The 9482-nt window shown below is 45.5% G+C and carries 11 protein-coding genes, 17 tRNA genes and 1 rRNA gene; 24 read left to right on the top strand and 5 right to left on the bottom strand.

The genetic code is table 11. From position 1 onward, the window contains the following. Positions 1–7: 7 nt before the first annotated feature. The 18 genes from rrf to KB559_RS13905 all read left to right on the top strand — a co-directional run bounded on the left by rrf (position 8) and on the right by KB559_RS13905 (position 1912). Positions 8–124 (top strand): 5S ribosomal RNA (gene rrf / locus KB559_RS13990). 61 nt (positions 125–185) lie between these two features. Beyond that, positions 186–262: transfer RNA gene (locus KB559_RS13985), tRNA-Ile, on the top strand. A gap of 40 nt (positions 263–302) precedes the next feature. Next, a tRNA-Ala gene (locus KB559_RS13980) sits at positions 303–378 on the top strand. Between the two features lie 4 nt (positions 379–382). Beyond that, a tRNA-Asn gene (locus KB559_RS13975) sits at positions 383–455 on the top strand. 74 nt (positions 456–529) lie between these two features. Beyond that, a tRNA-Ser gene (locus KB559_RS13970) sits at positions 530–621 on the top strand. A gap of 21 nt (positions 622–642) precedes the next feature. Then, positions 643–717, top strand: a tRNA-Glu gene (locus KB559_RS13965). A gap of 77 nt (positions 718–794) precedes the next feature. Further along, a tRNA-Val gene (locus KB559_RS13960) sits at positions 795–870 on the top strand. 37 nt (positions 871–907) lie between these two features. Next, a tRNA-Met gene (locus KB559_RS13955) sits at positions 908–981 on the top strand. A 32-nt stretch (positions 982–1013) separates the two neighbouring features. Further along, positions 1014–1090: transfer RNA gene (locus KB559_RS13950), tRNA-Asp, on the top strand. A 24-nt stretch (positions 1091–1114) separates the two neighbouring features. Further along, a tRNA-Lys gene (locus tag KB559_RS13945) sits at positions 1115–1187 on the top strand. An 11-nt stretch (positions 1188–1198) separates the two neighbouring features. Beyond that, positions 1199–1279, top strand: a tRNA-Leu gene (locus KB559_RS13940). Positions 1280–1287: 8 nt separating this feature from the next. Then, positions 1288–1362: transfer RNA gene (locus KB559_RS13935), tRNA-Gly, on the top strand. Positions 1363–1367: 5 nt separating this feature from the next. After that, a tRNA-Arg gene (locus KB559_RS13930) sits at positions 1368–1444 on the top strand. A gap of 23 nt (positions 1445–1467) precedes the next feature. Next, positions 1468–1543: transfer RNA gene (locus KB559_RS13925), tRNA-His, on the top strand. 21 nt (positions 1544–1564) lie between these two features. Next, positions 1565–1639 (top strand) — tRNA-Gln (locus KB559_RS13920). A gap of 29 nt (positions 1640–1668) precedes the next feature. Beyond that, positions 1669–1748 (top strand) — tRNA-Leu (locus tag KB559_RS13915). Between the two features lie 8 nt (positions 1749–1756). Then, positions 1757–1833: transfer RNA gene (locus KB559_RS13910), tRNA-Pro, on the top strand. A gap of 8 nt (positions 1834–1841) precedes the next feature. Beyond that, a tRNA-Gly gene (locus KB559_RS13905) sits at positions 1842–1912 on the top strand. 83 nt (positions 1913–1995) lie between these two features. On the opposite strand, the gene KB559_RS13900 is transcribed toward KB559_RS13905, so the two are convergent. From KB559_RS13900 to KB559_RS13890, 3 genes are read right to left on the bottom strand one after another with little or no spacing between them, the layout of a single operon-like run. Then, complete coding sequence (locus tag KB559_RS13900) at positions 1996–2580, bottom strand: TetR/AcrR family transcriptional regulator (protein WP_211022522.1); 585 nt, start codon at positions 2578–2580, stop codon at positions 1996–1998. 51 nt (positions 2581–2631) lie between these two features. Beyond that, the gene (locus KB559_RS13895; protein WP_211022521.1) at positions 2632–3411 is read right to left on the bottom strand and encodes a DNA alkylation repair protein; all 780 of its coding nucleotides are present in this window, start codon (positions 3409–3411) and stop codon (positions 2632–2634) included. After that, a complete protein-coding gene (locus KB559_RS13890) occupies positions 3408–3860 on the bottom strand; it encodes a VOC family protein (protein ID WP_211022520.1) in 453 nt (150 codons plus the stop codon). Before KB559_RS13890 ends, KB559_RS13895 begins: the two co-directional genes overlap by 4 nt. A 197-nt stretch (positions 3861–4057) precedes the next feature. On the opposite strand from KB559_RS13890, the gene KB559_RS13885 reads away from it, so the two are divergent. From KB559_RS13885 to KB559_RS13875, 3 genes are read left to right on the top strand one after another with little or no spacing between them, the layout of a single operon-like run. Beyond that, positions 4058–4468: a YvaD family protein gene (locus tag KB559_RS13885; protein ID WP_211022519.1), complete on the top strand. Its 411-nt coding sequence runs from the start codon at positions 4058–4060 to the stop codon at positions 4466–4468. Continuing rightward, on the top strand, positions 4465–5058 hold the full coding sequence (locus KB559_RS13880; RefSeq protein ID WP_211022518.1) for a TetR/AcrR family transcriptional regulator: 594 nt from the start codon (positions 4465–4467) through the stop codon (positions 5056–5058). The genes KB559_RS13885 and KB559_RS13880 overlap by 4 nt, the downstream gene beginning before the upstream one ends. After that, on the top strand, positions 5055–5417 hold the full coding sequence (locus KB559_RS13875; protein ID WP_211022517.1) for a DMT family transporter: 363 nt from the start codon (positions 5055–5057) through the stop codon (positions 5415–5417). Before KB559_RS13880 ends, KB559_RS13875 begins: the two co-directional genes overlap by 4 nt. Positions 5418–5490: 73 nt before the next feature. On the opposite strand, the gene KB559_RS13870 is transcribed toward KB559_RS13875, so the two are convergent. Continuing rightward, positions 5491–6774, bottom strand: coding sequence for a BglG family transcription antiterminator (locus KB559_RS13870; protein ID WP_247681796.1), 1284 nt, complete (start codon positions 6772–6774; stop codon positions 5491–5493). Further along, positions 6717–7322, bottom strand: a complete 606-nt coding sequence (locus KB559_RS25180) for an HTH domain-containing protein (protein WP_348772921.1) — start codon at positions 7320–7322, stop codon at positions 6717–6719. The genes KB559_RS13870 and KB559_RS25180 overlap by 58 nt, the downstream gene beginning before the upstream one ends. A 253-nt stretch (positions 7323–7575) precedes the next feature. Between KB559_RS25180 and KB559_RS13865 the strand changes: the two genes are divergently transcribed. From KB559_RS13865 to KB559_RS13855, 3 genes are read left to right on the top strand one after another with little or no spacing between them, the layout of a single operon-like run. Beyond that, positions 7576–7893 carry a PTS sugar transporter subunit IIB gene (locus KB559_RS13865; protein WP_211022516.1) on the top strand — a complete coding sequence of 106 codons (318 nt, stop codon included), beginning with the start codon at positions 7576–7578 and terminating at the stop codon, positions 7891–7893. A 2-nt stretch (positions 7894–7895) separates the two neighbouring features. Continuing rightward, entirely contained in the window at positions 7896–8222 is a 327-nt protein-coding gene (locus KB559_RS13860; RefSeq protein WP_211022515.1) for a PTS sugar transporter subunit IIA, read from the top strand. A gap of 12 nt (positions 8223–8234) precedes the next feature. Next, on the top strand, positions 8235–9482 hold the full coding sequence (locus KB559_RS13855; RefSeq protein ID WP_211022514.1) for a PTS sugar transporter subunit IIC: 1248 nt from the start codon (positions 8235–8237) through the stop codon (positions 9480–9482).

Here is a 9482-nt window from a genome sequence, read left to right as displayed (position 1 = left end):
TGAACCGTTTGGTGGCGATGGCGGAGGGGTTCCACACGTACCCATCCCGAACACGACCGTTAAGCCCTCCAGCGCCGATGGTACTTGGACCGAAGGGTCCTGGGAGAGTAGGACGCCGCCAAGCAAACCCCTTGTGGGGGATTTTTTTTGCCTAAAATTCTACATATATATAATCATTTTAAAATGGGCCCTTAGCTCAGTTGGTTAGAGCGCACCCCTGATAAGGGTGAGGTCGGTGGTTCGAGTCCACTAGGGCCCACCATCTAACCCATCATCATACTCCATGTATTTGTAATAAGTTTGGGGCCATAGCTCAGCTGGGAGAGCGCCTGCCTTGCAAGCAGGAGGTCAGCGGTTCGATCCCGCTTGGCTCCACCATTGTTCCCTGATAGCTCAGTTGGTAGAGCACTCGACTGTTAATCGAGTTGTCACAGGTTCGAGTCCTGTTCGGGGAGTCCAGTCCCCAGAATGTGTGAATAGCTTCGATGTCTATTCCGGGTGCTTTCTGGGGGCTCTAACCAAATATTGTGGAGAGGTGTCCGAGCTGGCCGAAGGAGCACGATTGGAAATCGTGTAGGCGTCACAAGCGTCTCGAGGGTTCGAATCCCTCTCTCTCCGCCATAATTTCACTTTCATAAACAAGGCCCGTTGGTCAAGGGGTTAAGACACCTCCCTTTCACGGAGGTAACAGGGGTTCGAATCCCCTACGGGTCACCAACACACCCCAAAAAGTGAAGTCAAGCTCTGTGGTGTAATCCGATTACTTTTCGGGGACCCCAGACATTCATGATTTCGGAGGCTTAGCTCAGCTGGGAGAGCATCTGCCTTACAAGCAGAGGGTCGGGGGTTCGATCCTCTCAGCCTCCACCATAGTTTACTTTGACAAGTTAATATTCATTTTAACTGACGCGGGGTGGAGCAGCCCGGTAGCTCGTCGGGCTCATAACCCGAAGGCCGCAGGTTCAAATCCTGCCCCCGCAATTATCCCTTTAGGGATGAAGATTTACCAGTGTGGAGCCGTGGTGTAGAGGCCTAACATGCCTGCCTGTCACGCAGGAGACCGCGGGTTCGAATCCCGTCGGCTCCGCCATTTTTATTTTAGATTTCTTTATGAGAGCCATTAGCTCAGTTGGTAGAGCACCTGACTTTTAATCAGGGTGTCGAAGGTTCGAGTCCTTCATGGCTCACTTTTCACAATGCGCGTGTGGCGGAATTGGCAGACGCACTAGACTTAGGATCTAGCGTCTTTGACGTGGGGGTTCAAGTCCCTCCACGCGCATCACCTTTGCGGACGTGGCTCAGCGGTAGAGCATCGCCTTGCCAAGGCGAGGGTCGCGGGTTCGATTCCCGTCGTCCGCTCCATATTTGCGCCCTTAGCTCAGCTGGATAGAGCGTTTGACTACGAATCAAAAGGTCAGGAGTTCGAATCTCTTAGGGCGCGCCATTTTTTATAAATGAATCTGTATGGCGGTCGTGGCGAAGGGGTTAACGCACCGGATTGTGGCTCCGGCATTCGTGGGTTCAAGTCCCATCGATCGCCCCATTTTCAACTAAAAATTATCGTTGGGGATTAGCCAAGCGGTAAGGCAACGGACTTTGACTCCGTCATCCATAGGTTCGAATCCTATATCCCCAGCCACTTTAACTTTGTAGTAAATATTGATAAATGCCGGTGTGGCGGAATTGGCAGACGCGCGCGACTCAAAATCGTGAGGGAAACCGTGGGGGTTCGAGTCCCTTCACCGGCATCATTTATCGGGATGTAGCTCAGCTTGGTAGAGCACCTGGTTTGGGACCAGGGGGTCGCATGTTCAAATCGTGTCATCCCGACCATTATTTTTGCGGGTGTAGTTCAATGGTAGAACTCCAGCCTTCCAAGCTGGTAGCGTGGGTTCGATTCCCATCACCCGCTTATGACAAGCAAGAAAACACACTTCCCTTTGAAAATATCAGTGGGAAGTGTGTTTTTTTGCTTTCTATTGCATTCCATTCAACTTAACTCCTAAAACCATTCAACATATTGGAGATGATGACTTTGGTGTCCGCCAATGCTTGCTCATAATCCGGCATCTGTGCAATCCAGAGCGCAGATTCATTCAAGGCTCCAGATAGACAATGGGTCATTGCTTCAATCGACCCCGGTTTGAGGCATTCTTGCTCCTCCATAATTTGCAGTTGTCCGTGTAGTAAACGCATGGAGTTATGCTCGTCCATACTCCGCCAAGTCTCCCACCCCAATACAGCAGGTCCGTCCACGAGCATAATGCGTTTGTTCTGAGGCTCAACTGCGGCAGCTACAAAGGCAATGCACCCAAGGAGCAGCTGTTCCCAGACATCCTCACTTTTCGCCGCTTCCGTCTCGATTCGTTCTGCAACGTCTTTTTGAACCGATTCCAGCACAACGTGAAAGAGACCTTTTTTATTTTTAAAATGATGATAGAGTGCCCCTCGCGTTAGCCCGGACTCCCTGGCAATCTCCTCCAACGAAGAGTCCGCATACCCGTGTTCGGTAAAATAACCTCTGGCCACCTCTATCAACCGGTTAATGGTTTCATTCGTTTCTTCTTTGTTTCTTCTCATACACGGTTTGTCTCCTGTCTCGATCTCTTCTTCCCTTGAATCAGACTGCTTTCAAAGCTTCTCCAAAAGTGCTATTGCCGCCGGATCTCCTGATTTCGTTAAGGATCGCAGGGAATGACGAATCATCCAGGTGCGATGCTTTCCCTCATATTTCAATCGATCATTCAGCCAGTTAAGGGTGATTTCCTTATAGTCTTTCGTTAAATCGTTCAAATGGTTAGCCACGGACTTTCTTACATAAAAGGAAGGATCCTCCCACAAGGGCTCCAGCAAGGCAAGATTATTAGCAGGGTCTCCCTTGATGACTTGGATTCGTTTTGCCCAGGGAAGACGTGGACGTGTTCCTTCGCTGACTAAACGACGGACATGAGAGTTAGCATCACGCGACCATTGACTTAGCTGATCTAAAGTATCCTCAAGGTGAACTTCAAGATAAGGACGGATGGCATATTCTGAAGTATGTCTTTTTGTGATCTCATATATAGCATGCATGGAAATATCGAAGTGCTCTAACCCATATTTCTCAACAAAATAGGCAACAGGCATTAGAAAATACCCATTATTGAACATTCCCTCTTCGGTTTCATTCTCCGGTCCAACAATATTTAATAGAATGCTCAGGGCTACCGAATAATCAGAGGGTAATGCTTGTCTTAATTGATCGGCAATGACGGCGACCCGGTCTTTTAATTCAAGTGGTTCTACCCTATTTCTAACGGACTCGACGAATATTTCCGCAGGGAAATCAGGATAGTGCGGGCTGATCAATTTGGATAGACGAACGGCTAGTTCTCCAGCAAAATAATGCTTTAATTGTACCGTAGTACTCATTCTATTTCACCATCGTTATTACTCAACCATACCTGCTCTGCATAATTAGCACTCTCCGTTTCCGAGGGAGGGATAATTTGTATAATATCAATTAACACACCATTAGGGTCGCTGGTTATGAAATGTCTCTGTCCAAATTCTTCATTACGAATATCGAGTTGCAGGGGCAGTTTCTCATCCAGAATAAGTCTCTTATACTCTGAATCCACATCATCTACTTCAAAGTTTAGAATCAAGCCTTGGACTCTCTTTTGGTAAACAGAGGGGATGGTAGGGTGAGATGCGTCCAAGAGAGCTAATTCATAAGGGACTTTACCGTTAGTCATTCTAAGACTCACGTACCAGTCGGCTTCATATACCTTTTCGAATTGAAAATAGGTGGAGTAAAATGTTGAACTCAAGGCAACCTTCTCCGTCAATATAACAGGGTAGAAGCTTGTAGTGGTCATTGGTAAACATCCCCTTTATTCTTATTATTGACTCATAGTAACATACATACAGCATGTATGTAAATCACTCATTGTTAGTTTCCGGCTGGTCGATAGTGAGGTTGATTAGCTGAAACTCGGAATGTATAATGGAAAACAAGGGAAACATAATTTATTATTTGTTTTCCGGGCTATGTACGTGGAAGGAGAATAAAGCGATGGGAAGAACATTAAAGACCGCCATGCTCGTCACAGATGTGGGATTTGTGGCGTACTGGCTTATCGTATTTCTTAATCTGCTGCCGAAGGACTATCTCTACAAGGATTACGACAATGAAATGATGGTGGCCTGGAATCTATCGTTTATTCCTCTGGATCTGTTGATTTCTTGTACCGGGTTGATGAGCATTTATTTTTATCGGAAACGGCCGCAATTTGGAATTTCTTTATGTATCATTTCGTTATCGCTTACGTTTTGTTCAGGTTTGCAAGCTATCGCGTTCTGGGGACTGCGGCATGATTTTGATGCGTCGTGGTGGATACCGAATTTGTTCTTAATGATCTACCCTCTGTTCTTCCTGCCTCGATTAGTTTGCAAAACTACAGCACGATTGGACGTGAACCCATGAAGGACAGAATTACGGAAGTCGTAAGGGAAGAAATCATGAAGCGGGGGTTGAAGTTTTCGCTTCGGGATATCGCTGCAAGTCTAGGGATGAGCACAAAGACGATATACCAATTCTTTGAGTCAAAAGAGCACATGATTAGCCACATCGTCGATCAATCCATTGCGGATATGCGGGAAGCCGAGCAGGAAGTGATGAACGATACGTCGTTGAATGCCGCCCAGAAACTGAGAATGGCTCTAGTTATTTTACCTCGCGGATTTGTATTTAAAGACGTTCATGTTTTTCATGAATTGAAACAACGGTATCCGCAACTGTGGCGTGAGGTGGATGCATATATAAAGCATGGATGGGATAACATCCGGATCTTGATCCAGGAAGGAGTAGCGGCAGGCATCCTGCGGCCGTTTCATGTCGAGCTGTTCATCCAGACTTACATCGGGGCTTTGAATCAGCTTATGGATATACATGTTGCGAACAAGATCGAATTGTCTTTGGATAAGGTGTTAGAGCAAATGGTTGAGTTCTTGATGCAGGGAATCCTGGATGGAGGGCCCGAAGTGAAAAGCGGAGAAAGGAGCGGAGCGGAATGAAGCCGTACCTTTTTTTGCTGGTAGCGATTATTGGTGAACTGCTAGGTACATCAATGCTGAAGCTATCGAATGGATTTACGAAATTATATCCGAGCATCGCGACGGTTCTCTGTTTTGGGTTGGCGTTCTATATGCTCTCTCTGAGTCTGCAAAAGATCCCCTTAGGCATTGCTTACGCGATATGGTCGGGGGTTGGAACGATGGCTACGGTCATAATCGGGATTCTGATATGGAAAGAAAAAGTCGGGTTCATCACGGTTTTTGGCATTGCGTTCATTATTGCAGGCGTTGTATTGGTCAACCTTGGATCTTCTACTATGGAAAAAGAGGCTGTGCAGAACGTATCCTCGACGCAGTGAGTGATATGCGGTACAAAAAACGGGCACCATGGGTGTCCGTTTTATTTGTTCGTATGCTGCTAACTCATCGAATTTATATTTTATCCATCAAATGGGCAATTTTATTGACGAACTCTTTATAATCCGCGGCCAGGGTCAATTCCTTTATGTTTTCCCATTCCGAAAGAATATTAATAAAGCTCTCGAATACATGACTGAATAACTGCCTTTGCGTTTTGTTGAAGGCAATCATGATGATGATCTGAACCTTCTCTTCTCCCCATCTCACAGGCTTATCATTAATGATGATGCAGATCCCCGTTCTATGGGCATCCATCTTCATGGAGTGAGGTACCGCCACATTGTTGTTGAAAGCCGTGGACGACATTTTTTCCCGTTCCAATACGGATTCGCAATAATCCTCATTTACATAATGCTTCTCGTAGAGCTTTTGAGACATAAATCTAATGTAATCTACGTCGCTGTCCAAATAAACGTTCTTCAGGAACAACTCCTCGTTAAAGAACATCTCCAGGTAATTTTTCACGTTCAAAACACTTTTTCGTTCGCTTAATTTAACAATCAGATTCTGAATTTGCTCGAAGTCTTCCTTCGTGATAAACGGGTGTACAAAAATCGTAGGGATTTGCAGCAGCTTAACGGGAAGCGTCGTAATGATGAAATCAATTTTGTCCGTATGATTCAAGCTGTCGATCTCCGAAGCCACTTGCATAATTTCAATGACATCCTTGAACTTTGCATCGATTTTTTGAACCAGGTTCAGCTGCATACCATAGTAATTGGGGCATACTACGGCGCATAGCAGTTTGGTCTCCAGTTCTTTTTTACGCTCGAAAAACGATCCGATATGAAAAGAAATAAAAGTAATCTCATCCTCGACGATTGAGATATGCTCCAGCTTTTGCAGTTCATTGGAGATGAATACCGATATTTCATGGATCAACGGATAGGCGTCTTTGAAGCTGGAGGTTAGCGGATTTCTCGACCACTGCTTGTTCCTCGCCCGGAACACCAGATTTCGGATGTGGAGCGTGAATTTGACGACGAACTCATCGTCGGAGAGGTCAATAAAATAAGATTCATGCACTTTGTCCAGCAGCGTTTGGGCCAGATCAACATAGTGCTTATCCACAAAGCCCGTTAAATTGTCGGAAGTTAAGGTTTGATAATTCAATAAGGTTGTTTTGCTCGAAAGCAGAATCATTAAGTAATCTCTTTCGGCTTCGTTGAAGATAATCCCGTACTCGGTTCCGATCCGATTGGCAATCTCTATGGCGGCCTTCATTTCCAGATTGCTCTTCAAGTCCTTTGCCTGTTGATTATGCTCGATCGATTTGTTGTTTTTGATTCTGTCCATGGTGAATGCTTTAACTGCGCGATATCATACCCTTCAAAAATCTCCTGCACATGAACCGTACTTAAAAATTGCGGTGATGCTTCCTGAGTAAGAATGTGGCTCATGAGCTTCCGCTTATCCGATTCCTCTCCTACCAAGATCAGCATGTCGCCTCTGCGCTTCACTTTTAAATGAAAGGGAACGATCAAATTGTTGGTGATGATAATATCGTTCTCGATTGTGGACGTACTGACAAAGATCTTTTCGCTCAAATCGAAAATGTCCAGGCCCTCGGTGTTTACGATTAACTCCTTCAGCATCATGTTCATGCGTTTGGACGGAGTATCTTGAGATTGAAGAGAGGCAACTGCTTTCCGGTTATTCTTTGTTATTAATTTATAGCCGTTCGGAGCGGAAGCGATCATATCGGCATCGCTGTTGATCGTACTTACATAGTTACGGATCGTTCGGGTCGAAACCTTGAAATGATTGGCTAAGGCAGCAGCGGTAACCCAGTCGTTCTGGGTCTCCAGATAGTTCAAAAAGGCTGTTAATTTGGCGCTCTTCACCATCAATCCCTCGCTTATGATCCCAGATGTTCTTTCTTTAAAGTATCAGTATAAAGGAGTCCTCAAATGAACGGCTCTTGAGAAATTTCCTATCCCTAGGAAGTTTATTTGTGTTGAACAAACGCTCGTTATAGTAGTAACCCGCTTGGGTCGATATCATCCTGACTTTCCGGGGGGTAGGAAGGTTTATTGTTGGTTTGGGCTTTCGGAAGGTGGCATACTGAACATGTAAAACAAAGGGAGGTTAAACATCATGACAAAAAAAGTATTGTTGGTTTGCGGGGCAGGCGCATCATCCGGTTTTATGGCGGCAGCGGCGCGGAAGGCCGTTAAGAAAACAGGTGAAGATATAGAGTTTAAAGCCAAAAGCGAGTCGGAACTGATGGAGAATTTGAACAGCATTGATTTGCTGCTGGTGGCACCGCATTTGAAATATATGATTGACGATGTAAAAGGCGCATGTGAACAAGCAGGTGTTAAATACAGCCTGATTCCGCAAAAAGTATATGGTTCGTTGGACGGCCCAGGGTTGGTTAATACCGCCAAGGAACTTTTGGAAGGTGGCAAGTAATTATGGAAACGGAAAAAGTAACGCTTGAGGAGCTTGCCTTAGTATCTATGAATGTGATCCTGCATGCCGGAAAAGCTCGCGACTACGTCTATCAGGCCGTGGACAAAGCGTCGGCAAGAGAGTTTGATGAAGCGGATCAGCTCATGGTTGAAGCTAATAAAGAAATCGTCACGGCTCATAAAGCCCAGACCCAGACATTGCAAAAGGAAGCCGACGGTATCGAATTTCCATTCTCGCCGTTATTCGCTCATGCGCAGGATACCATGATGACGGTGAAATCCGAAATGAATATCATGCGGGAAATTATAAAGTTATACAAGCGACTTTAAGGAGGAGCAGAGATGTTCGATAAATTGATGTCATGGATGACCGATGTTTTTGCGCCAAAGGTAAATAAGATGGCAAAAAATCCGTGGATCGCTGCTGTTCAAAGCGCAATTTTAACGTCAATGCCGATGGTTTTTATCGGCTCGTTCGCGACGATCTTGTCCATTGTTAAAGATTATTGGAAGGGCTTTCCCGACCTTTCGTTGCTTAGCACTTTTTCATTCGGACTATTCTCGCTGTTTCTGGCGTATTTGATCCCGGAAGCTGTCATGAACAACAAGGGACACAAAGGTACTGCCAAGCAAGCCGGTCTTGCCGGAATAGCATTTTTTCTAATTCTGGTATTTCCTTTGTTGAGTGATGATGGTCGAATTAGCTTTGATCTCAGTACCTTCGGTACGGCCGGCATGATTTCTGCGCTGATTGCAGGACTTTTCGTAGGCGTGGTTATGAATCTGTTCGCGAAGTGGAAGCTCATCGGTGAGGATTCCGCGATTCCGGATTTTGTAGCTACCTGGTTTAACACGCTTATTCCGATTACTCTCATTTTATTGATCGGTTGGTTTTTCACCTTCCACTTGAATATTAATTTGTATAATGCAGTCAACTCCATCTTCACCCCGTTGATTCATTTGGGACAAGGCTTCTGGGGATTTGTAATTATTAACTTCCTGGGCTTCGCCTTCTTGTATACGTTCGGGATTTCGAGTTGGGTGTTATATCCGGTCACGAGCGCCATTGCCTTACCCGCTATTGCCGAGAATCAGGCCAACTTTGAGGCAGGCAAGGCAGTCACTAGTATTTTCACGAACGAGGCGGGAGCGCTGTTCCTGATCGGCGGCGGCGGCGCAACATTAGCGCTTGTCATTATGCTGGCCTTTATGGCTAGATCGCAGCGGTTAAAAATGATCGGCAAAGCTTCACTTATTCCAGCTATTTTCAATATTAATGAACCGGTGGTGTTTGGCGCACCGATTGCATTTAACCCGATTTTGATGGTTCCTATGTGGATCAACGGGCTCGTAGGGCCGATATTAGTTTGGCTTGTTATGAAAATAGGTTTAGTTCCAATTCCGTATAAGCCATTTCAACTCTGGTATCTGCCTACGGTAGCTCAAGGCTGGATCGTTACGGAATCCATTCGTGGTGTATTGCTCGTCGTTATTTTGTTTGTGATCAGTTGGTTGATTTATTACCCATTCTTCAAGATTTATGATAAGCAGGCAGTCAAGCAAGATATGGAATTGTTAGAGGAGGAATAA

It is taken from the genome of Paenibacillus sp. Marseille-P2973, assembly GCF_018101095.1.
GTDB classification, from domain to species: Bacteria; Bacillota; Bacilli; order Paenibacillales; family Paenibacillaceae; genus Fontibacillus; species Fontibacillus vini.
Note: the sequence above shows the minus strand (reverse complement) of the source record. Positions and strands in the feature narration are given on the sequence as shown.